Source organism: Micromonospora echinospora, from assembly GCF_014203425.1.
Classification (GTDB): domain Bacteria; phylum Actinomycetota; class Actinomycetes; order Mycobacteriales; family Micromonosporaceae; genus Micromonospora; species Micromonospora echinospora_A.
Genome location: NZ_JACHJC010000001.1, coordinates 4,894,772 through 4,917,247 on the forward strand (window position 1 = coordinate 4,894,772; position 22,476 = coordinate 4,917,247).

Here is a 22,476-nt window from a genome sequence, read left to right on the forward strand (position 1 = left end):
CTTCTGTGAGGACCACCATGCCCAAACCGGATACCGCGGCCGCGCTGGCGGCCGTCGACGCGCACTTCGACGAGTTCGTCGAGGAGCTCCAGCAGCTGTGCCGCATCCGCAGCCGCCGCCAGGAGCCGGAGCAGATGGAGGCCACCGCCGAGTTCATCGCCGGATCGGTCCGCCGCTGGGGCGGCGAGGCCGAGATCATCCCGTGGGAGCAGTCGTACCCGTACGTGCTGGCCGAGGTGGCCGGCGAGGGTGACAAGGCGCTGCTGCACTTCACGCACTATGACGTGGAGGTCGAGCCGGCCGGTGACGACGCCGAATGGATCAGCCCGCCGTACGCGGCGGAGATCCACGACGGCCGGCTCTACGCCCGGGGCGTGGCCGACGACAAGGGCGTCATCATGTCCCGCATCCACGCGGCGGCGGCCTGGAAGCTGGCGGGGCTCACCCCGCCGGTGACCAACCGGATCATCTTCGAGGGCAAGAAGTGGCTGCACAGCCCGGGCCTGGGCTCGTTCGTGCAGGCGCACGCCGACCGCCTCGCCAGCGACGCGGCGCTGTGGGAGAACTCCTGGCTCGACGGCGAGGACCGGCTGCTGCTCAAGCTCGCCGAGAAGGGCGTGCTCTACCTGCGGCTCACCGCGCAGACCCTGCCGCGCGACCTGACCAGCCAGAACACCGCGCTGCTGCCGGCCGCCACGGCGCGCCTGGCCGCCGCCCTGGCGCAGCTGCAGCGTCCCGACGGCACCGTGACGATCCCCGGCTTCGCCGACGACGCCCGGCCGCCGACGGACGAGGAGCGGGCGCTGCTGGAGAAGGTGGCGTTCGCCGGGGACTTCCTGCGCGAGCGGGCCCAGGTCGAGCGGTTCACCGGCGACCTGGACGACCAGGCCGCGGCCGTGGCCATCCGGACCGTGCCGACGCTGACGGTGGCCGGCATCGCCGGTGGCGACATGCGTGACGACGTGACGCTGGGCATCCCGTCGACCGCCTCGGCGAAGCTGGAGATCCGGCTGGTGCCGGGCCAGGACCCGGAGCGCGTCCTCGGCTGCGTGCGCGACCACCTGGCCGCGACCGGCTTCGGTGACCTGCGCATCGAGGTGATGGCGACCAGCCGGCCCAACCTCACCGACCACCGGGACCCGTTCGTCGCGCTCGTCGCGGACGCGGCCCGCCGGGTGTACGGGACCGAGCCGGTGATCGAGCCGTACACGCAGTGGATCGGCAACCAGGGCGTGATCGCCGACCGGCCCATCGTCGGCGTCGGCGTCTCCCGCGCCGACTCCGGCGTGGACGGCCCGAACGAGAACATCCGGCTGGACGACTACAAGGCCGGCATCAAGCACGTCATCGAGGTCATGGCCGCGCTGGCGGTGGCCGAGTGACCCGGGCCCGCGGCAGGGCCCGCCGCGCCTACGTCGACGTGCCGTGGGGTCAGGTGCACTACCGGTACGGCGGCGACGCCGACGCCCCGGTGCTGCTGATCCTGCACCAGTCCCCGCTCTCCTCGGCCACCTACGACGCGGTGATCGAGCCGCTGGCCCGCCGCGGCCTGCGGGTGATCGCCCCGGACACGCCGGGCTTCGGCATGTCCGACGCGCCGCCGCGCCCGTGGTCCATCCCGGAGTACGCGGCCGGGGTGTGGCAGTTCGCCGACGCCCTCGGGCTGTCCCGGGTGCACCTGCTCGGGCAGCACACCGGCGCGATCGTCGGCGCGGAGGCGCTGATGTCGGCGCCGGAGCGGGTGCACCGGCTGATCCTGCAGGGCATCCCGCTCTACGACGAGCAGGAGCGGGCGGAGAAGAAGCGCTCGTACGCGCCCGGCTACGTGCCGGACCGCGACGGCGGGCACCTGAAGGTGATCTGGGACCGGGTGTACGGCCTGTACCCGGCGCTGACCCCGGAGGAGGCGAACCGCCAGGTCACCGAGTACCTGCTGACCGGTCCGGACTACGCCACCGCGTACCGGGCGGTGTTCGACCACCACGTCGACACGGCCGCCCTGGACGCGCTGCCCGTCGTGCTGCTGCACGGCGGCGACGACCTGCTGGACCGGATGACGCCGCAGGTGCGGGCCGCGCTGCCCAGCGCCGAGCTGGTCACCGTTCCCGGCGGCACCGACTTCGTGGCCGACGAGCAGCCGGAGGCGTTCGCCGACGCGGTCGCCGCGCAGGTGCACGCCGACCTGCGACGGGAGGTGCCGGCATGAGCGTCGGCACCCCGGCGTCCGAGGCAAAGGTCGTACCGGCGAACACCGTCTACACCGCGACTGTCGAGGTGTCCGGCGGCCGGGGCGGCAGCGCCCGGTCGCTGACCGGGTCGCTGCGGGTCGACCTGACCCGTCCCGCCCAGCGGGGCCCGGACGCGCCCGGCACCGATCCGGAGGAGCTGTTCGCCGCCGGCTACGCGGCCTGCTTCGACAGCGCGCTCGCCGTCGCCGCCCGCCAGGCCGGCGTGCGGCCCGGTCCGACGACTGTCACCGCCTCGGTCTCCCTCGGGCAGACCGACGACGGCCGGTACGCGATCGCCGTGGTGCTGGATGTGTCCGCGCCGCAGTGCCCGCAGGCCGACCTGGAGCGCGCGGTGGAGCTGGCCGACCGGATGTGTCCGTACTCGAACGCCCTACGGGGCAACACCGCGGTGGCGATCCGGGTCGATGGACACCGCTGACCTGACCCGGCCCGCGGCGGTCCGCCACCCGGCGGATCCGCCGCGGCCCGCCGGCCCGATGGCCCTGGCCGTCGGGCTCGGCGCGGTCTACCTGATCTGGGGCTCGACCTACCTGGGCAACCGGGTGGCCCTGGACAGCATTCCGCCGCTGGTGGCCACCTCGGCCCGGTTCCTGGCCGCGGCGCTGCTGCTGTTCGCGGTGGCGGCGCTGTGGCGGGGACCGGCGGGGCTGCTGCTGCCCCGGCGGCAGTGGACCGGGGTGGGGGCCAGCGGGCTGCTGATGGTCGGCGCGGGCAGCGCGCTGCTCGCGCTGGGCCAGCAGTACGTGCCGACGGGTCTGACCTCGCTGCTGGTGGCCGGGATGCCGCTGTGGGTGCTGGTGCTGCGCCTGGTGGTCGGTCCGCGGCCGTCCTCGCTGGCGGTCGTGGGCGTGCTCGGCGGCGTGGTCGGACTGGCGCTGCTGTTCGCGGTGCCCACGCAGGGGTGGCACCTCGGCGGGATGCTGCTGGTGGTGCTCTCCACGATGGTGTGGGCGCTGGGCTCGACGCTGTCGCAGCGGCTGCGCATGCCGGCGGACCACCTGGTCGGCACCGGCTGGCAGATGCTCGTGGGCGGCCTCGCGGTGGCGGTGGCCAGCGTGGTCAGCGGGGAGCTGGGACGGTTCCGCCCGGGCGACGTGACGGGCCGGTCCTGGCTGGCGTGGACCTACCTGATGCTCGTGTGCACGGTGGTCGGCTTCAGCGTCTACACGTGGCTGCTGCGCAACGCGCCGATCCAGCTGGCGTCCACCTACGCGTACGTCAACCCGGTGGTGGCGGTCCTGCTCGGCATGATGGTGCTGGATGAATCGTTGTCCGGACGCCAGGTGCTCGCCGGCGCCGTGGTGCTCGCCTCGGTGGCGCTGGTCATCGCGCGGGAGCGACCCCGGCAGGCGGACGGCCTGCCACCCGGGAAGACGCCGGTCGCGCCCGCCTGACGCCCGGCCGTCCCGCCCAACGTCGACAGTGGAGGAGAGAAGATGATCACCACAGCGGTTGTCGAGAACGCCGCCGCCGGCCGGACCCGCTCCGGCCTCGGGCGCGCCCTCGACATCGTCAACATCATCGCCGAACGGGCACCGGAGACCCTCGGCGTGTCGACGATCGCGCGGGAGCTGGGACTGCCGAAGGCGGTGGCGCACCGGATCCTCAAGGAACTGGTGGCCGACAGCTTCCTCACCTTCAACGAGGAGACCAAGCGGTACCGGCTGGGCAGCGGCGCGCTGGCGGTGGGACTGGCCGCGCTGCGCGCGCTGGACGTGCCGGACATCGCACGCCGGTACCTGGTCCGGCTGGTGCGCGACACCGGCGAGACCGCGACGCTGTCGGTGCGGCAGGGCTGGACCCGCGTCTACATCGACCAGGTGCTCTCGCCGCACGAGGTACGCATGTCGGTGTCCCTGGGCACCAGCCACGCCCTGCACTCCGGGTCGTCGTCGAAGGCGATCCTCGCGGCGCTGCCGGACTCGGAGGTCGAGGACTACCTCGACCATCACCCGCTGGACGCGGTCACGTCGGCCACCATCACCTCCACCGCGAAGCTGCGGTCCGAGCTGGGCCGGGTCCGCCGCCTGGGGTACGCGGTGAGCATGGGCGAGCGGCAGAACGGCGCGGGCAGCGTGGCCGCGCCGGTGCGCTACGCGACCGGGCAGGTGTTCGGCTCGATCTCGCTGTGCGGGCCGCAGAACCGGTTCACCCCGGAGGTGTGCGCCGCGCACGGGGCGCTCGTCGCCGCGGCGGCGGCGGAGATATCCGCCGAACTGGGTTTCCGGCCGCCGGCGCAGCGTGCCGCCGGCCGAACGGGTCAGGAACAGAACTGGGGAGGTGGAACAGGTGAGTGACGGACCGCTGACGGGCCTGCGCGTGCTGGACGTCTCGACGATTCTCGCCGGACCGCTGTGCTGTCAGATCCTCGGCGACTACGGCGCCGACGTGGTGAAGATCGAGCACCCGACCATGGGTGACAGCATGCGTGGCCACGGCAAGACCAAGGACGGCCATCCCCTGTGGTGGAAGGAGATCTCCCGCAACAAGCGGCTGGTCGGGCTGAACCTGTCCGCGCCGGACGGCGCGGCGCTGCTGCTGCGGCTGGCCGAGCGGGCCGACGTGCTGGTGGAGAACTTCCGCCCGGGCACGCTGGAGCGCTGGGGCATCGGCCCGGAGGAGCTGCACCGGGTCAACCCCGGCCTGGTGATCGCCCGGATCACCGGTTTCGGGCAGACCGGCCCGTACGCCTCCCGTGCCGGGTTCGGCACGCTGGCCGAGGCGATGAGCGGGTTCGCCCACCTGACCGGCACGGCGGACGGCCCGCCCACGCTGCCCGCGTTCGGGCTGGCCGACAGCATCTGCGGCATCGCCACCTCGTCCGCGGTGATGATGGCGCTGTGGCACCGGGAGCGTTCCGGCGGCCGGGGCCAGGTCATCGACATGAGCCTGCTGGAGCCGATCATGACCGCGGTCGGCCCGGGTCCCACCGTCTACGACCAGCTGGGCGTGGTGGAGCACCGGCAGGGCAACCGGTCGACGAACAACGCGCCCCGCAACACCTACCGGACCAAGGACGACTCGTGGGTCGCCATCTCCACCAGCGCCCAGGCGATCGCCGAGCGGGTCATGCGGCTGGTGGGCCACCCAGAGGTGATCGACGAGCCGTGGTTCCGCACCGGCGTCGGCCGGGTGGCGCACGCGGACCTGCTCGACGAGTACGTCGGGTCCTGGATCGGTGAGCGGACCCGCGACGAGGTGGCCGCGGCCTTCGCCGAGGCCGGCGCCGCTGTGGCCCCGGTCTACAGCGCCAAGGACATCGTCGAGGACCCGCACGTGCAGGCCACCGAGATGATCACGAAGGTCGAGGACCCGGACCTCGGAACGATGCGGATGCACAACGTCATGTGGCGGATGTCGGAGACGCCGGGCCGGATCCGCTTCACCGGCCGCTCCCCCGGCGCCGACACCGAGGCCCTGCTCGTCGAGGAACTCGGCTGCGATCCGGCCGAGATCGCCGACCTGAAAGCCCGTGGCGTCGTCGCCTGACGACGCCGACAGCCGAAACGCGAGGAACCCCGTGGGCACCACTGCCAGAACCGCCGACCGCCTGCTCGACGCCGTGCAGGCCGGCGTCACGATCTACGACCTGGGCCGGCGGCTGACCGTCGGCATGCCGCAGTCACCGAACCACCCGGCGTTCGGGCTCACCCTGCCGCGCCGGCACGGTGACATGGTGCGTGCCGACGGCGGCTCCGCCGCCAACGACCTGCTGGTCATGGGCACGCACGTCGGCACGCACGTCGACGCCCTCGCGCACGTGTCCCAGGACGGCCGGCTGCACGGCGGCGCCGACGCCGCCGCGGCGCAGGTCGGCGGCCGGTTCGACGAGCTGGGCGTGCACACCGTCGCGCCGATGGTCCGCCGCGGCGTGCTGCTGGACGTGCCCGCCACGCTGGGCCTGGACAGCTGCGAGGCCGGCTACGAGATCACCCCGGCCGACCTGGACGCCACAGTGTCCCGGCAGGGCACGCCGGTGGGCGCGGGCGACGTGGTGCTCATCCGCAGCGGCTGGGGCCGGTTGTTCGACCACGAGGACCGCAACCACTACATCGGCAAGGACTCCGGCGTACCGGGGGTCGGCGCGGACGGCGCCACCTGGCTGGCGCAGCGGGGCGTGCACGCGGCCGGCGCGGACACCATCGCCTTCGAGTGCCTGCCGCCGGGCAAGGGCCACAGCACGCTGCCGGCGCACCGGATCCTGCTGGTGGAGCACGGCATCTACCTGATCGAGACGATGGCGCTGGAGGAGCTGGCCCGCGACGAGGTGCACGAGTTCACCTTCGTCATGGCCCCGCTGCCGCTGTACGGCGCCACCGGCTCCCCGGTGCGTCCGCTGGCGGTGGTCAGCCGTGGCTGAGCCGACCCTGGGCCAGCACCTGGCCGCCTTCGCCGCCGACACCTCCGCCGCGACGCTGCCCGACGAGGTGGTCGCCAGCGTCCGGGCCCGCGTGCTGGACGTGCTCGGGCTCTGCGTGGCGGCGCAGCCGCTGCCGACCAGCCAGGCCGCGCTGGCGTACGTCGCCGAGCAGGGCGGCCGTGGCCAGGCCACCGCCGTCGGCGTGGACGAGAAGGTCCCGGCCGCGCTGGCCGCGTTCGCCAACGGGGTGCTGGCGCACTCGCTCGACTACGACGACACGCACCTGCCGTCGGTGCTGCACCCCAGCGCCACCGTGGTGCCCGCCGCGCTCGCCGCCGCCGAGATGTCCGGCGCCTCCGGGCAGGAGACGGTGGCCGCCATCGCGGTGGGCCTGGAGGCGTGCGTACGCCTCGGCATGGCCGGCTACGACCCGGCGGCCGGCAACTCGGTCTTCTTCGAGCACGGCCAGCACGCCACCTCGATCTGCGGCACGCTGGGCGGGGCGGTGGCCGCGGCCCGGCTGCTGAAGCTGGACGCGGGCGGCACGCTCGACGCGCTCGGGGTCTCCGCCTCGATGGCGGCCGGGCTTATCGAGTCCAACCGCAACGGCGGCACCGTCAAGCGGATCCACTGCGGCTGGGCAGCGCACGCGGCGGTCAGCGCCGCACAGCTGGCCCGGCACGGCGTGACCGGACCGCCGACCGTGCTGGAAGGACGCTTCGGCTTCTTCCAGGCGTTCCTGCGCGGCGAGTTCGACGGCGACGAGATCGTCCGCGGGCTCGGCTCCGAGTGGGCGGTTCCCGGCATCTTCTTCAAGCCGTACCCGGCGAACCACTTCACCCACGCCGCCATCGACGCGGCGATCGCGCTGCGCGAACGCGGGCTGCCGCTGGACGAGATCGAGTCGATCACGCTCGGCGTGCCCACGCCGACGGTGCGCACCATCGGCCAGCCGATCGAGCGCAAGCGTGCGCCGCAGACCGGCTACGAGGCGCAGTTCAGCGGCCCGTACGCGGTCGCCGCCGGCCTGGTCGGCGGCGGCGGTCTCGGCGTGGAGCTGGCCGACTTCACCGACGCCCTGGCGCACGACCCGCAGCGGCGGGCGCTGATGGCGCGGGTCGACGTGGTGGCCGACGAGCGGTGCGACAAGATCTTCCCGCACCAGTTCCCGGCGGTCCTGCGCATCGTCACCCGGGACGGACGTGAGTGGGTGCAGGAGGTCCTGGCCAACCGGGGCGGCCCGCAGCGTCCGCTGAGCGACGCCGAGCTGGCGGTCAAGTTCCGCACCAACGCCGCAGCCCTGCCCGAGGCCACCGCCGCCCGCATCGCCGACGAGGTCCACCGGCTCGACCAGGCCCCCGACGTCCACGGCCTGATGGGCCTGATCAACCGCCGCTGAACCGAGCACGAGGAGCAACACCATGAGCACCTACGACCTGCTGTTGACAAACGTCCGCGTCGTCCGGCACGACCGGCCCGAACCCGAGCTGATGGACATCGGCGTCACCGACGGGCGGATCAGCCGGATCGCTCCGCGCATCGACGCCGCCGGGGCGGCCCAGGTCGTCGACGGCGGCGGCCGGCTCGCCTTCCCCGGCGTGGTCGACGCCCACCAGCACTGGGGCATCTACAACCCGCTGAGCGAGGACGCCGTCTCGGAGAGCCGCGCCTCGGTGCAGGGCGGCGTCACCACGGCGCTGAACTACATGCGCACCGGGCAGTACTACCTCAACCGCGGCGGCCGGTACGCGGACTTCTTCCCCGAGGTCCTGGCCGCGACCGAGGGCCGCTCCTACATCGACTACGGCTTCCACCTGGCGCCGATGTCGCGCGAGCACATCGGCGAGGTGCCGTCGCTGGTGGAGGAGCACGGGGTCACCTCGTTCAAGATCTTCATGTTCTACGGCAGCCACGGCCTGCACGGCCGGTCCGCCGACCAGAACTCGTTCCTGATGATCCCGGAGGGCGAGCGGTACGACTACGCCCACTTCGAGTTCGTGATGCGCGGCGTCCAGGCAGCCCGGGAGCGTTTCCCCGAGCTGGCCGACGAGATCTCGCTGTCGCTGCACTGCGAGACCGCCGAGATCATGAGCGCGTACACCAAGCAGGTCGAGCAGGACGGCACGCTGCGCGGGCTGGAGGCGTACCACGCGTCGCGGCCGCCGCACTCCGAGGGACTGGCCGTGTCGATCGCGTCGTACCTGGCGCACGAGACCGGGCTGCCGAAGATCAACCTGCTGCACCTGACCTCGGAGAAGGCGGTCGACGCGGCGCTGCGGATGGCGCGGGCGTTCCCGCACATCGACTTCCGCCGCGAGGTGACCATCGGTCACCTGGTCGCCGACATCGACACCGCGCACGGTCTGGGCGGCAAGGTCAACCCGCCGCTGCGCCCGCGCGCCGACGTCGAGGCGCTCTGGGGGTACCTCCTGGACGGCAAGATCGACTGGGTGGTCAGCGACCACGCCTGCTGCCGGGACGAGGTCAAGTTCGGTGAGCCGCGCGACGACATCTTCGTCGCCAAGTCCGGGTTCGGCGGCGCCGAGTACCTGCTGCCCGGCCTGGTCACCGAGGGCAACCGGCGCGGCCTGTCGTACCAGCGGGTGGCGGAGCTGACCTCCTGGAACCCGGCGCAGCGCTTCGGCCTGCGCAACAAGGGCGCGCTGATGCAGGGCTACGACGCCGACATCTGCCTGGTCGACCCGAACTCGACCTGGACGGTGCGTGCGGAGGACTCCGAGTCGACGCAGGAGTACACGCCGTTCGAGGGCTTCGAGCTGACCGCCCGGGTCACCGACACCTTCGTCCGCGGGCAGCACGTGCTCGTCGACGGCAAGGTCGCGGGCGAGCCGGCCGGCCGCTACCTCGCCCGCCCGCAGCGGTAGGGGGAACGACTGATGGCGGCGGTGGCACGCAGCTACCTGTACGTGCCGGGCGACCGGGCGGACCTGCTGGACAAGGCGGCCGGGCGGGGCGCGGACGCGCTCGTGCTCGACCTGGAGGACGCGGTCACGCCGGCCCGCAAGGCGCAGGCCCGGGAGACGGTTGCCGGGTTCCTGGGCGCCGCCGCCCCGTCCGGACCCGAGCTGTGGGTGCGGATCAACAGCGACCAGGTCGAGGCGGACGTCGAGGTGCTCTCGAACGCGGTGGCCGGGGTCTGGGTGCCGAAGGCCGAGCCGGAGCTGCTCGCGGAGGTCGACGCCGCGCTGACCCGGGTGCAGCGGCGGCTCGGCCCGCACGCCCCGGCGTTCCGGGTCGTGGCGCTGATCGAGACGGCCCGGGGCGTGCTCACCGCGCCGCAGGTGGCCGTCGCGCCGCGGGTGCTGCGGCTCGGCCTCGGCGAGGCGGACCTCGCCGGTGAGCTGGGGTTGCAGCCGGGGCCGGACCGGGCGGAGTTCGCGCCGATCCGCTCCCAGGTCGTCGTCGCGTCGGCCGCGGCCGGGATCGCCCCGCCGGTGGGGCCGGTCGAGACGACGCTGCGCGACCCGGAACGGCTGGAGCGGACCACCCGGGCGCTGCTGCGGCAGGGCTTCCGGGCCCGCAGCGCCATCCACCCCGGGCAGATCGCGACGATCAACGAGGTGTTCACCCCCACCGAGGCCGAGGTGGCCTCGGCGCGGGCCGTGCTGGAGGCGCTGGAGCGGGCCGAGCGCGGCGGCTCCGGGGTGGCCACCGACGCCGACGGGCGGCTGCTGGACCGGGCGGTGGTGCGCGCCGCCGCCGAGGTGGTGCGCCGTGCCGAGGCGTCCGCCGGCTGAACCGCACGTCCCGGCCGGGGACCGTCGGCGGGTGCGACGCCGCCGGTCCCCGGCCCGGCGCGCGTCCGGCGCAGGTACGCCGCCGGTTCTCCCCCGGCGTCGAGAACGGACCGGACGGGGCGCCCACCGCACCCCCGCCCGGTCCGTTCTCCGCGCCCGGCCCGTTCAGACCACGGCGGGCTGGACCTCGGTGGCCATGGCGAGCGAGCCGAGCAGCGCGGCGTCCTGCGCGAAGTCCGACAGCACGATCTCCGGCGGGTACGGCAGCGTCCGGGTGAGCCGTTCGGTCAGCAGCGCCCGCACCATGTCGTTGCCCGCGACGCTGCCGACCAGCACGATCCGCTGCGGATCGAGCAGCAGGCAGCACGTCACCAGTTGGCGGGCCAGCTCGTCGACGCGCAGGCGGAGCTGGTCACGGACCGGGCCGGGCTGCTCCGCGGCCGCGCACAGGCCGGCCGCGCGGCCGTCCACGCCCAGCCGCTGCGCCAGCTCGTCCAGGGCCCGGCCGGAGAACGTCGCCTCCAGCATCGGTTCCAACCGGGGCGGCCAGCTGTTGTCGGTCAGCCCGTACGCGATCTCGCCGGACGCGCCGTGGCGGCCCGGCAGCACCTCGCCGTTGACGGTGACCGCCGCCGCCACCCCGGTCCCGAGCCCGACGACGAGTCCCGGATCGGCGTCGCGCAGCGCCCCGAGCCGCAGCTCGGCGTAGGCGGCGGCCTTCAGGTCGTTGGTGACCCGCACGTGCGCCAGGCTCAGGTGGGCGCGGACCGCGTCGGCCAGGCGCAGCTGCTCCCAGCCGGGCACGTTCGGCGCCAGTTCGATGCCGTCGTCGTGAACCACGCCGGGCGAGGCGATGCCGGCCGCGACGATCGTGCCGCCGGTCTGCTCGGCGAGTTCGCGGGCCCGGTCCAGCGCCCGGGTGAGGGCCTGCTGCGCGCCCTGCTCGGCGTTCGTGGGCAGGCGCTCGGAGACGAGCAGCCGGCCGTCGACGTCGCCCACGCCGATGGCCATCTTGGTGCCGCCGAAGTCGATGCCGAGCAGGCGCGGATTTGCCGGTCGTTCCATGGTGATGTCAGATCGCCCTTCGGGCCGTCGGTCCAGATCACGTGGTCGCCGCGACACGACGTCCGCGACCACGGCCAGCTGCGTCTGTCGCCCCGTCACGGGCCTACCCTCGCCGCGACCGCCTCGGCGAGAGCCGTGTCGGCACGGGTCAGCCGCTCGCGCAACTCCTGCGCCCGCTCCTGCACCGCGTCGAGCATTGTAGACAGTCGCCCGACCTGGTCCCGGACGGCCGCCTCGCCGGGGCCGTCGGCCTGGGCGCGGCGCAGCACGAGTTCGGGGCGGACCGCGGCGGCCAGCAGATCCTTCACCGCGGCGTCGTCGAGCGTCAGACCGAGGTCGGTGGCGGTGGACCGGACCAGCTCCCCGGTCCAGGTCGCGGGCGCGCCGCCGCGTACCAGGCGGCCGAGCAGCGAGTGGGCGCCCCGGAACGGCACGCCGTGGCGGGCCAGCGCGTCGGCCGCAGCGGTGGTGGTGGCGCCCGAGGCGACGATCTCCTCGCCCGACGGCGGGCGCAGCGGGTCCAGCTTCGCGATCAGGCCGCCGAGCAGCGAGAAGAACCGGTACGCCCGGTCGTCGCCGTCCCAGAGCCGCGCCTGCACGTCGGTGGTGGCGTTGTTGGAGTCCTCCCACCAGGCGGCGCCGACGTTGTTCAGCACGCTCGCCGCGTCGGCCGCCGCGGCGCCGGCCATCGAGACGAGGTGCTCCAGCACCACCGGGTTGCGCTTCTGCGGCATGATGCTGCTGCCCTGGGTGAACTCGCCGGGCGTGACCACCCAGCCCCAGGTCAGCCAGTCCATCAGCGTGCGGGCCAGGCGGGCGCCGGTGGCGAGCGCCTGCGCGTTGAGCGTGGCGACCCGGACCAGGTGGTCCGCGCCGGCCACCGCCTCGTACGAGTTGACGATCAGCTGGTCGAAGCCGAGCAGGTCGGCGAGCCGGCGGGGTGAGATGTCCAGGTCGGTGCCGGCGAAGGCGCAGGAGCCCAGCGGCGAGCGGTTCATCTCGTCCAGCAGGTCGGCGTACGCGGCCGCCTCGCCCGCCAGCGCCTCGGCGTAGCCGGCGAAGACGTGCCCGATGCTCGTCGGCTGGGCCGGGCGGCGGTGCGTGTAGCCGGTGACCACCACGTCGGCGTGCCGGTCCGCGCGGTCCAGCACGGTCCGGCCGGTGGCCAGCAGCGCGTCGAGCACCTGGAGCAGCTGGTCGCGCAGCACCATCCGGAAGACGCCCGCGTCGAGGTCGTTGCGGCTGCGCGCGAGCTGCACGCTGAGCTGCGACACCTCGATGCCGGCCGCGGCGGCGAGGCGCTTCTCCAGCGTGTAGTACACGTCCTCGACGCTGCCGTCGTACTCCAGGTCCCCGGGCCGGTCCCCGGCGAGGGCGACCAGGCCGCGCAGCATCGTCGCGGCGGCCTCGTCGGAGATCAGTCCCTGCTCGGCGAGCATGACGACGTGGGCCTTGCTGGCCGTGACCATCGCCGGGTAGAGGTGGGCGACGTGGTGCTCGAACACCACGCGGAGGTGGTGCTGTTGATAGACGGTCAGTGACGGGCTCATGGTGGCCTCCCGAGGTGGTGCGTTGTCGTGCGGCGTGCCGCGCGTGGTCATCCGGTCGTCTGGTCCGGCCGGTCGGCGCCGGGCGGTCCGGGCAGCGGCGCGGCCAGCCACGCCTCGACCAGCTCGCGCAGCCGGGCGCCCGCGGTGACGCGGATCCGCTCGCCGGCCTCCTCGCCGGCCAGCGAGACATGCCCCGACCAGCCCTGCCACGGGTCGGGCCGCGACTCCACGAGCACGTACGGGTACGGGGTGGGCAGTTTCGGCTTCGGCGGCAGGTCCGGCGCGGCGTCCAGGCGCACCGCGTCCGGGTCGAAGCCCAGCACCGCTGAGCTCTCGTACGCGCCGCCGTGTCCCCGGGCCGGCAGCTCACCGAACATCTCGGCCGTCTCGTCCGGGCCGACGAGCTGGAACCAGTTCACCAGCATCATGCTGGCCCGCTGCCGGCCGGACACCCACTCCATCGCGGCGCGGACGGTGGACATGTTGGCGTCGTGCCCGTTGACCACGAGCACCCGGGGGAAGCCCGCCTCGACGATGCCGGCGAGCACGTCGGCGAGGTAGCCGACGGCGATCTCCGGCCGTAGCGCCACGGTGCCCGGCCACTGCCGTGTCTGGCCCGGGCAGGCGGCGTACGGCGTGGCCGGGAACAGCACCGCCCGGGCGGACCCGGTGGCCAGTTCCCCGGCGAAGCCCTCGGCCAGGATCAGGTCGGTACCGATCGGCAGGTGCGGACCGTGCCACTCGACCGCGCCGACCGGCAGCACCGCCAGGTCGGCCGCCCCGGTCACGGCGGCGAACGCGTGCCCGGGTACCCGGGTGACCGGGAGAAGCCCTCCCCCGGTCCGCCACCGCTCGATCAGTTCGTCCACTGCTCGGCCCTCCGGGTCGCGGTCCGGCTGGTCTCCAGCCGCCCGGAGAACCACATCACCACGAAGATGAGCAGCACCTGGAGCATGCCGTAGGCGGCCGCGGTGCCCAGCTCGAAGCTGTACATCCGGTTGTTGATGGCGACCGAGATCGGCACCGTCGACGAGGTGTAGATGAGCACCGAGGCGACGAACTCGCCGACGCCGTGCACGAACGCCAGCAGCGCGCCGGCGAGCACGCCCGGCAGCATCAGCCGCACGGTGATCGTGTAGAACGCGCGCAGCCAGGAGGCGCCGAGGTTGCGGGCGGCGTCCTCCAGCGACGGGTCGATCAGCGCCAGCGTGGCGGAGCTGGACCGGAACACGATCGGCAGGAACCGCACGAAGTAGGCCAGCGGCAGGATCCAGAACGTGCCGACCAGCACCTGCCCGAAGCTGAACGCGTTGCCGGTGCTGAACGCCGAGATCAGGTTGATGGCCACGACCGTGCCGGGCAGCGCCCAGGCGATCATCACGGCCACGTCGAGCAGGCTGCGCCCGACGAACTTCAGCCGCCGCACCGCGTACGCGACGAGCACGCCGATCACCACGCAGCCGACGACCGCGAGCAGGCTCATCTGCACCGAGTTGAGGATCGGCTCGAACGCCTTGGGGTCGGTGAAGATGGTGACGAAGTTCTCCAGCGTGTACGTCGGCGGCAGCACCTCGGTGGTCCAGGACCGGTCCGCGGAGAAGGCGACGAGCGCGATCGCGGCGACCGGGGCGAGCAGGACCAGCGTGGCCAGCACCGAGGCGAGCGGGGCGAGCCAGCGGCCGATCGGGTTGGTGATCTCCCGCCGGACCGCCGAGATGCCCTTGGACTGCGACTGGTAGTTGCGCCGTCCCTCGTACCAGCGCATCGCCAGCAGGAAGATGATCGAGACGATGCCGAGCACCGAGGCGTACGCCGAGGCCATCGGCAGGTCGCCGTTGGTGCGGTTGATGTAGATCTGCATCGTCATGGTCTGGCTGACGTTGAACAGCAGCGGCGCCGTGTAGGACGCCAGCGACGTCATGAAGACCAGCAGCGACGCCGAGATCAGCGCGGGGGTGAGCATCGGCAGCAGGATGGTGCGCCACACCCGGAACCGGCCCGCGCCGAGGTTGTACGCCGCCTCCTCGACCGACGGGTCCATCCCGGCCAGCGCCGCGGACGCGGCCAGGAAGAAGAACGGGTACATGGTGAACGTGTGCACCACGAGCACCCCGGCGATGCCGTCGAAGGCCAGGACCGGCTTCTCGGTGCCGAGCAGCGCCTGCAGGCCGCGCGGCACGATGCCGATGTTGCTGTAGAGCAGCTGGAAGGAGACCGCGCCGATCAGCGGCGGCAGGGCCGCCGGCACCAGGATGATCGCCTCGATGAGCCGCCGGCCGCGGAAGTGGAACCGCTTGAGCAGGAACGCCATCGTCACGCCGACGATGCCGCAGAGCAGCACGCTCGCGGCCGAGATGAACAGCGAGGTGAACAGCGACTCGCGGGCCACCCCGGAGGAGGAGAGGAACTGGAGGTAGTTGTCCGTGCCGTTGGCGCTCACGCTCTCGCGGAAGGTGGCGAACATCGGCTGGACGACGAAGCCCCAGAGCACCAGGACCAGCGGCAGCACCAGCAGGTACGGGAACCACCGGGAGTTGGTCCCGCCGGCCAGGCGCCGGCCGAGGGCCACCGCCCAGCCGGGGGCGGTTCGGGTCGCAGCGGTCACGGCTTGACCACCCAGAGCCGCTCCGGTACGAGCCGCAGACCCACGACGTCGCCGAGCTGGAGGCCGGCCGGCGCGTCGATCAGGGCCGCCATCACCTCGTTGCCGTCGACGTCGACGCTGATGTGGGTGGCCATGCCGGTGAACTCGACGTGGCTGATCCGGCCGCGCATGGCCGCCGTGTCGTCGTCGCCGCCGAGCGCGATGTGCTCGGGACGCGCGGAGACGAGCGCGGTGTCGCCCTCGCCGAGCCCGTGCCCGGCGGGGGCGCCGACGTCGATGGTGGCGCCGCCGGGCAGGCGTACCGCGACGCTTGCGTCCGTCGCGCCGGTCACCGGCAGGCTCAGCACGTTGCTGCGCCCGATGAACCGGGCCACGAACGCGTTCGCCGGCTTGTAGTAGATCTCGTGCGGGGTGCCGACCTGCTGGACCCGGCCGGATTCCATGACCGCGATCCGGTCCGACATCGCCATCGCCTCGGCCTGGTCGTGCGTGACGTAGATCGAGGTGGTGCCGCTCTCGCGCTGGATGCGCCGGATCTCGGCGCGGGTCTCCTCGCGCAGCTTGGCGTCGAGGTTGGACAACGGCTCGTCGAGCAGCATGGTGCGCGGGCGGATGACCAGGGCCCGCGCCAGCGCGACCCGCTGCTGCTGGCCTCCGGAGAGCGCGTCGATGCGCCGGTCGCCGTACCCGGAGAGGTGCACCTGGGCGAGCGCCTCCTCGATCCGCCGGGCCTGGTCGGCGCGGGAGACCCGGCGGACCTTGAGCCCGTACGCGACGTTCTGCGCCACTGTCATGTGCGGGAACAGCGCGTAGTTCTGGAACACCATGCCGGTGTCCCGCTTGTTCGGCGTCCAGTGGGTGACGTCGTCGTCGCCGAAGTGGATGCGACCGGAGGTCGGGAAGTAGAAGCCGGCCACCATGCGCAGCGTCGTCGTCTTGCCACAACCGCTCGGCCCGAGCAGCGTGAAGAACTCGCCGGCTCCGATGGTGACGGTGACGTCATCGACCGCCGCGGAGTCGCTCGACTTGGCGAAGCGCTTACTGACCGCCGTCAGTCGGACATCGATCATTTCGTGGTCCTTCCAGGACGGAGCCGGGCCGTGCCGGAGCACGGCCCGGTCCTGAGCGTCTTAGCCCTTGCCCTTGATCTGGGCGTTCCAGTGGGTGATCCAGGCGGTCTCGTTCTTGCCGATCACGTCCCAGTCGACGTTCATCGGCTTGAGGTCGAGCTTGGTCAGCCACTCGGGCTTCTCGGCGATCTCGACCGCGGGGATCTGGAAGTAGTCCTTGGCCAGGCTGGCCCGCAGCGAGTCGTCGAAGAGGAACTCGAGGAACTTCTTCGCGCCCTCGGTGTTGCCGCCCTTGACGGCGGCCACGCCGTCGACGAGCACCGGCGCGCCGGAAGCCGGCATGACGTAGCCGAACGGCATCTTCTCGTTGGCCTGCAGCAGGATGTCCTGGAGGTTCCAGGCGCTGACCACGCCCTGCTCACGCGACATCTTCAGGTAGAGGTCGCTGGGGTTGGCGGCGTACTCGACGGTGTTGGCGTCGAGCTTGCGCAGCCAGTCGTAGCCGGGCTGCGGGTTCGACCCGTCGGGGGTGTAGCGCTGGATCATCGAGGCGTAGATCGAGCGCATGGTGCCGGAGGCGGCCACGTCCCGGATGATGATCTTGTCTTTCCACTTCGGGTCGACCAGGTCGTCCCAGTCCTTCGGCGCGGTCTCCGGGGTCAGCGCCTTGTTGTTGTACATGATGACCTCGGGCAGCAGGATCTCGCCGAACCAGCGGCCCTCGGCGTCCTTGTACCGCGCGTCGATCTTCGAGGCGAACGACGGCTGCCAGGGCTCCAGCAGCCCCTCGCCCGCGCCGGCGGCGAGGCCCTGCTGGGTGCCGCCCCACCAGACCGACGCCTGCGGGTTGGCCTTCTCGGCGCGGACCCGCTCGAGCACCTCCTGGGCGCCCATGTTGAGCACCTCGACCTTGCCCTTGTACTCGGGGTTCTTGGCCGTGAACTGCTCCACGACGTAGTCGGTGACCGACTTGTCGCGGGCGCTGTAGATGACGACCTTCTCGGCCGGCGCGGCGCCGGAGGAGCCGGCGTCCTTGTCGTCGTCGCTGCTGCCGCACGCGCTGACGGCCAGCAGCGCGCTGAACGCGACGGCCAGGGCCAAACGACGTTTCATTGGTACCTCCATTTTGCGGGGGAACTATCGGAAGCGGAGAAAGACGGTGTGTGCCCGGCCCGGGGCGCCGGCGGTGTGCGCCGGTTCCCCGGGGACGGGGTCGAAGGTCCGCGGGTCACGCCCGGAGCGGGGCGCGCCGCGTCGCGCCGCGACCGGTCGTCCGGGATACGGACGCGGTCGCCGCGACGGTGACTGTGGAGTGGGGTGTCGGGTCGGGGGGTGTCGGGGTCGTCGGGGGCCGGGGTCGGGTGGTGGTCAGGTGAGCGAGGAGCGGGGCACCGCCGCCGAGAGCGCGTAGCTGATCGCTCCGTGCAGCACTGCCTGGTCGCCGAGCGTGGCCCGGCGTACCTCGGTGGGGGCCGGGGTCCGGGCGGAGACGAGGGTCTGAAGCTGGTCGAGGGCCGCGTCGTCGAGTTCCGCGGCGGCGCCGCTGAGCAGCACCAGTCCCGGATCGACAACGCAGGCGCAGGAGAGGATGAGCCCGGCCCAGGCGCCGAGGACCTCGTCGAGGTACTCCCGGGCGGGCGCCGACGTCGCGGCGAGCCGGCTCAGCTCCCGTACCGGTGACTCGGGCCGGCGGCCCGGGTTGAGCGCGACGACCCGCTCCGCGATGGCGTTGACCGACCACCGGGCCTCGAAGTCGCCGACACCGCTGTAGCGGCGCTCGGTCGTGCCGCCCAGCGGCAGGAAGCCGACCTCGCCTGCGGCTCCGCTGGCGCCGCGGCGGACCTTGCCGTCGAGCACGAGGCCGGCGCCGATGCCGTCGGCGACGTGGATCAGCAGCAGGTTCGCCACGTCCGCGCCGGCGCCGGCGACGCACTCGCCGGCGGCCATGAGGTTGACGTCGTTGTCGACGACCACGGGTACGCCGAGCCGCCGTTGCACGGATTCGCCGATCGGCCACGCCTCGACCAGTCCGACCGACGGCGCGAGGCGTACCGCGCCGTTGCTGGACACGCCGGGCACCGCGATCGCGACGCCGCGCAGCGAGGGCAGGTTGTCGCCGACCAGGTCGAGGACGAACTCGCAGACGGTCTCCACCACGTTCGCACCGAGCCGCGCGACGCGGTGCGCGATGACCGCGCCCTCGCTGTCGGCGATCTCGCAGCTGATCCGGGGCGGCTCCAGTGACACCGCCGCGACGAGTTCGGCGCGGGGGTTGAACTCGAGCATCTCCCGGGGGCGGCCGGTGGTGGGCGCGCCGGGTCCGCGTTCGATGAGGTAGCCCTCGGCGACGAGTTCCCGCACGAGCGCGGTCACCGTGGCCGCCGAGAGGCCGGTCATCTCGGCCAGGTCCACTCGGGACAGCCGCCGGGCCTGCCGGGCGGCCAAGATCACCGAGAGACGCTTGATCTCACGGGACCGCTCACGGCTGACCGGGCTGGTCGGGGCTTTGTCAGACACGCTTTCTTCCTAGTGAGAAAAAAGTGTGGCGTCAAGTAACGAGATGATCTCGACGCTCCGACCAGGGAAATTCTGGGAAGCCGCAAGCCGGGCGCGCCGGGCCACCCCGACATGGCGCACAAAACTGGGCCGTCGCGTCCACATTGGGTGCCCAAAGCCGGGCAAAGAGTCCCCTAAGGCCGATGCCGCCCCCGAAGCCGGGTCGCTGAGCTGCGCGGATTGTTTCTTCGAATAAGGAAGAAAGTCGTCCGGACCTATTGACGACGCCTCCGCAAGATCCCTAGGTTACGGCCCGAAGGCCTTCCGGTGGATCGACCCGTTCCCACCGTCTGCACCGCTCACACCGTGACGGTGCGTGTACACCACCATCCCGTTGTCGAGCACCACGACCAGTGAGGACCTGACGGTCCTCAGTGGACAGCTGTCCGCGTCACGGCCCGGCACGAGCCACGTGTCAGCCGGCCCGCGCCGGGCCGTGACCGTCCCCAGCCGCAGCACTCTCGCTTCGAGACGAAGAGGTATGCCCATGAGATGGCGCACCACGGCAGCGATCGCCATGTGCGGTCTACTGTCGTTGGGCCTGGCCACTCCGGCCCAGGCCAACCCCCAGAACGCAGCACCGAAGCCACAGGCCAAGAAGTCCGACAAGCCCGTCGACCTGGACATCATGTTCATCGGCGCGCACCCGGACGACGAGGCGGGCCAGCTCGGCATGCTCGGATACTGGAACGAGTATCACGGCATGAAGGCGGGCGTCATCACCACCACCCGCGGCGAGGGCGGCGGCAACGCCTCCGGCCTCGAAGAGGGCCCCGAGCTCGGCATCCTGCGGGAGGCCGAGGAGCGCAAGGCCGTCGCCTGGGCCGGAGTCGACCACATCTACAACCTGGACGCGCTCGACTTCTGGTACACCGCGAGCGCCCCGCTGACCGAAGAGGTCTGGGGCCACCAGGAGACGCTGTCCCGGATCGTGCGGGTCCTGCGCACCACCAAGCCCGAGGTCATCCTCACGATGAACCCCTCGGCGACGCAGGGCAACCACGGCAACCACCAGAAGGCGGCCATGCTGGCCGTGGAGGCCTTCTACGCGGCGGCCGACCCGAAGGCGTTCCCGGAGCAGATCAAGAAGGAAGGGCTCCAGCCCTGGCGGGTCTCCCGGATCTTCCAGACCGGCGGCAGCGGCACCACCGGCACCAACGGCCCCGCCTGCGAGACGACGTTCACGCCGGCCGAGGCCAGCAACGTCATCTTCGGCACCTGGCAGGGCTACGAGTCGGCGCGGCACGACGGCAACCGGTGGAACACAGTCCAGACCTGGGCCCGCCGGGAGTACGTGTCGCAGGGCTGGGGCAACAGCTCCTTCCCGACGACCAACCCCGACAACATCGGCTGCAACCGGCTGACGCTGATCGACACCCGCACCGCGTACCCGGACCCGAACGTGGGCGCCGGCACCGGCGCGCTGCAGGGCGCCACCCTGCGTGCCCCGGGCGGGCTGCCGCTGGGCACCGAGGTCCACGTGCGTCCGCGCAACTGGGAGGCCGTCGGCGGCCAGTCCATCAAGGTGGACACCGTCCTCTACACCGAGAAGGCCATCCCGGGCGCCAAGGTCACCCTGGACGTCCCGGCCGGCTGGACGGTGAGCGGTAACGGCAACGTCGGCACGCTCAGCCCGCGCAAGGAGGTCGTGAAGACCTTCACGGTCACCCCGCCGGCGCAGGTCGAGGTGGGCACCCGCTTCAAGATCGACGCCACGCTGACCAGCAAGAAGGACGGCAGCGGCACCAGCAGCGCCCGAGTGCAGGGCACCGCTCCGGTGCGCGGCACCCTGGAGCCGCTGGAGGAGATCGCCGACTTCCGCGCCTGGACGGTGCGGAACAAGACGCAGCAGCTCGACGCGCTCATCGAGTCGCTGCTGAACATCCCCAGCGGCGGCACCCGCAGTGTCAAGGTCAACCTGACCAACCACGGCACCCGGGTCCAGTCCGGCACGGCAAAGCTGAACGTTCCCGCGGGCTTCTCCGTGGCCGAGCAGCAGCTGCCGTACAGCGGGCTCCAGCCGGGCGCCAGCACCTCGGTGACGTTCACCGTCACGAACACCGACACGTCGCTGCCGACTGCCAACCGGGCGCCGGACAACGGCGCCTACCGGGTGCAGATCGAGACCAGCTACGTCGGTGGCAGCGCCACCGAGCCGGGCGTGTTCAACCTGGTCCCGACCACCACGATCCCGAAGGCCGCCACCGCGCCGACTGTGGACGGTCACGGTCACGACCACGAGTACACCGGCGAGGTCATCGACATCTCCACCCGCTGGGAGGGCACCGCCGCCCCGGCGTCGGACATCTCCGGCACCGCCCAGCTGACCCACACCGACGACGCCCTGTACGCCATCTTCAACATCACCGATGACGTGCTCGGCACCGTCCTGCCGCCGGAGGACTGCAAGCGTCCGCGGCGTAACGACAACATCGAGTTCGGCATCGACCCGCGCGGCAACTCGGCGAACACCTCCACGGTGTTCAACATGGCGCTCTTCCCGGCCACGCGGGACCCGGCCAACGGCAACCCGCCGTGCTTCGCCCGGGAGCGGGACAACCACCAGGGCGGTCCGGAGACCGCGCCGGGTGTGGAGATCGCCTCCGTGGTGACCAGCAACCCGTACACCGGGTACCGGATCGAGGTCAAGATTCCGTTCAGCGTGCTGCCGGACACCATCGACCCGAGCCGGATGGGCCTGAACATCCTGGTCAACGACTCGGACACGCAGGACCTCAGCTCGCAGACCCGGGTCGGCTGGTCGACCTGGAGCGGCGTACGGGCGGACCCGTGGCGCTGGGGCAACGCGATCCTGCCGGACCTGCCGGCGAGGCCGTCGGCGCCCAAGGCTCCGATCATGCCCGACACCGCCGCGCTGAGCGTCGACTCGCCGCAGACCCTGCTGCAGTCGGTCTCGGACGGGGTGGCGCCGGGTGGGTACGCCAAGCTGGCGGACAACACCGTGAAGATCAAGAAGGTCACCCGCACCGCCAGCAAGGTCTCGGTGCAGCTCCAGGTGAAGAAGGCCGGCACCGCCCGGGTCTTCGTCTGGGACGGCAGCCAGGTCGTGGCGCAGACCCAGGCCAGCCTGCGGAAGGACGGCACCCTCGTCCTGCCGCTGAGCGGATCGCTCCCGGCCGGCACCTCGCTGCTCGTCTCGTACGAGAGCGGCGGCGCCACCACCGCTCTGGGGATGAAGCTCTGACCGGACGGTGAACGCGTCGACCTGACGCGCTGACGCGATGGGCCGGGCCGTGAGGTCC

General features: G+C 72.3%; 18 protein-coding genes. 11 read left to right on the forward strand and 7 right to left on the reverse strand.

Features of this window, described 5'->3' with window-relative positions; genetic code table 11:
• Nucleotides 1-17: 17 nt before the first annotated feature.
• The 10 genes from FHU28_RS22685 to FHU28_RS22730 are packed head-to-tail and all read left to right on the forward strand — an operon-like array spanning nt 18 to nt 10,367.
• On the forward strand, nt 18-1,382 hold the full coding sequence (locus FHU28_RS22685; protein WP_184686491.1) for a M20/M25/M40 family metallo-hydrolase: 1,365 nt from the start codon (nt 18-20) through the stop codon (nt 1,380-1,382).
• Nucleotides 1,379-2,206, forward strand: a complete 828-nt coding sequence (locus FHU28_RS22690) for an alpha/beta fold hydrolase (protein ID WP_184686492.1) — start codon at nt 1,379-1,381, stop codon at nt 2,204-2,206. The genes FHU28_RS22685 and FHU28_RS22690 overlap by 4 nt, the downstream gene beginning before the upstream one ends.
• Entirely contained in the window at nt 2,203-2,667 is a 465-nt protein-coding gene (locus FHU28_RS22695) for an Ohr family peroxiredoxin (RefSeq protein WP_184686493.1), read from the forward strand. The genes FHU28_RS22690 and FHU28_RS22695 overlap by 4 nt, the downstream gene beginning before the upstream one ends.
• Nucleotides 2,654-3,643 carry an EamA family transporter gene (locus FHU28_RS22700; protein ID WP_184686494.1) on the forward strand — a complete coding sequence of 330 codons (990 nt, stop codon included), beginning with the start codon at nt 2,654-2,656 and terminating at the stop codon, nt 3,641-3,643. The genes FHU28_RS22695 and FHU28_RS22700 overlap by 14 nt, the downstream gene beginning before the upstream one ends.
• Before the next feature lie 42 nt (nt 3,644-3,685).
• On the forward strand, nt 3,686-4,546 hold the full coding sequence (locus FHU28_RS22705; protein ID WP_184686495.1) for an IclR family transcriptional regulator: 861 nt from the start codon (nt 3,686-3,688) through the stop codon (nt 4,544-4,546).
• The gene (locus FHU28_RS22710; protein WP_184686496.1) at nt 4,539-5,738 is read left to right on the forward strand and encodes a CaiB/BaiF CoA transferase family protein; all 1,200 of its coding nucleotides are present in this window, start codon (nt 4,539-4,541) and stop codon (nt 5,736-5,738) included. Before FHU28_RS22705 ends, FHU28_RS22710 begins: the two co-directional genes overlap by 8 nt.
• Nucleotides 5,739-5,769: 31 nt before the next feature.
• On the forward strand, nt 5,770-6,609 hold the full coding sequence (locus FHU28_RS22715; protein WP_184686497.1) for a cyclase family protein: 840 nt from the start codon (nt 5,770-5,772) through the stop codon (nt 6,607-6,609).
• Nucleotides 6,602-8,008: an MmgE/PrpD family protein gene (locus tag FHU28_RS22720; protein ID WP_073827983.1), complete on the forward strand. Its 1,407-nt coding sequence runs from the start codon at nt 6,602-6,604 to the stop codon at nt 8,006-8,008. Before FHU28_RS22715 ends, FHU28_RS22720 begins: the two co-directional genes overlap by 8 nt.
• A 22-nt stretch (nt 8,009-8,030) precedes the next feature.
• Nucleotides 8,031-9,494 carry a dihydroorotase gene (locus FHU28_RS22725; protein WP_184686498.1) on the forward strand — a complete coding sequence of 488 codons (1,464 nt, stop codon included), beginning with the start codon at nt 8,031-8,033 and terminating at the stop codon, nt 9,492-9,494.
• Between the two features lie 12 nt (nt 9,495-9,506).
• Nucleotides 9,507-10,367 carry an HpcH/HpaI aldolase/citrate lyase family protein gene (locus tag FHU28_RS22730; protein WP_184686499.1) on the forward strand — a complete coding sequence of 287 codons (861 nt, stop codon included), beginning with the start codon at nt 9,507-9,509 and terminating at the stop codon, nt 10,365-10,367.
• 165 nt (nt 10,368-10,532) lie between these two features.
• Here FHU28_RS22730 and FHU28_RS22735 read toward each other — a convergent pair whose 3' ends face one another.
• From FHU28_RS22735 to FHU28_RS22765, 7 genes are all read right to left on the reverse strand, one after another.
• Entirely contained in the window at nt 10,533-11,432 is a 900-nt protein-coding gene (locus tag FHU28_RS22735; protein ID WP_184686500.1) for an ROK family protein, read from the reverse strand.
• Between the two features lie 95 nt (nt 11,433-11,527).
• Nucleotides 11,528-12,982 carry an argininosuccinate lyase gene (locus FHU28_RS22740; protein WP_184686501.1) on the reverse strand — a complete coding sequence of 485 codons (1,455 nt, stop codon included), beginning with the start codon at nt 12,980-12,982 and terminating at the stop codon, nt 11,528-11,530.
• Nucleotides 12,983-13,029: 47 nt separating this feature from the next.
• Nucleotides 13,030-13,851: a creatininase family protein gene (locus FHU28_RS22745; RefSeq protein ID WP_184686502.1), complete on the reverse strand. Its 822-nt coding sequence runs from the start codon at nt 13,849-13,851 to the stop codon at nt 13,030-13,032.
• Nucleotides 13,839-15,587 (reverse strand): ABC transporter permease, encoded by a 1,749-nt coding sequence (locus FHU28_RS22750; RefSeq protein WP_184686503.1) that lies wholly within the window; start codon nt 15,585-15,587, stop codon nt 13,839-13,841. Before FHU28_RS22750 ends, FHU28_RS22745 begins: the two co-directional genes overlap by 13 nt.
• Nucleotides 15,584-16,657: an ABC transporter ATP-binding protein gene (locus FHU28_RS22755; protein WP_184686504.1), complete on the reverse strand. Its 1,074-nt coding sequence runs from the start codon at nt 16,655-16,657 to the stop codon at nt 15,584-15,586. The genes FHU28_RS22750 and FHU28_RS22755 overlap by 4 nt, the downstream gene beginning before the upstream one ends.
• A 60-nt stretch (nt 16,658-16,717) precedes the next feature.
• Nucleotides 16,718-17,770, reverse strand: a complete 1,053-nt coding sequence (locus FHU28_RS22760) for an extracellular solute-binding protein (protein ID WP_184686505.1) — start codon at nt 17,768-17,770, stop codon at nt 16,718-16,720.
• 255 nt (nt 17,771-18,025) lie between these two features.
• Nucleotides 18,026-19,174, reverse strand: a complete 1,149-nt coding sequence (locus tag FHU28_RS22765) for an ROK family transcriptional regulator (RefSeq protein ID WP_184686506.1) — start codon at nt 19,172-19,174, stop codon at nt 18,026-18,028.
• Nucleotides 19,175-19,700: 526 nt separating this feature from the next.
• Here FHU28_RS22765 and FHU28_RS22770 point away from each other — a divergent pair.
• Nucleotides 19,701-22,418 (forward strand): sugar-binding protein, encoded by a 2,718-nt coding sequence (locus FHU28_RS22770; RefSeq protein WP_184686507.1) that lies wholly within the window; start codon nt 19,701-19,703, stop codon nt 22,416-22,418.
• Nucleotides 22,419-22,476: the final 58 nt, after the last annotated feature.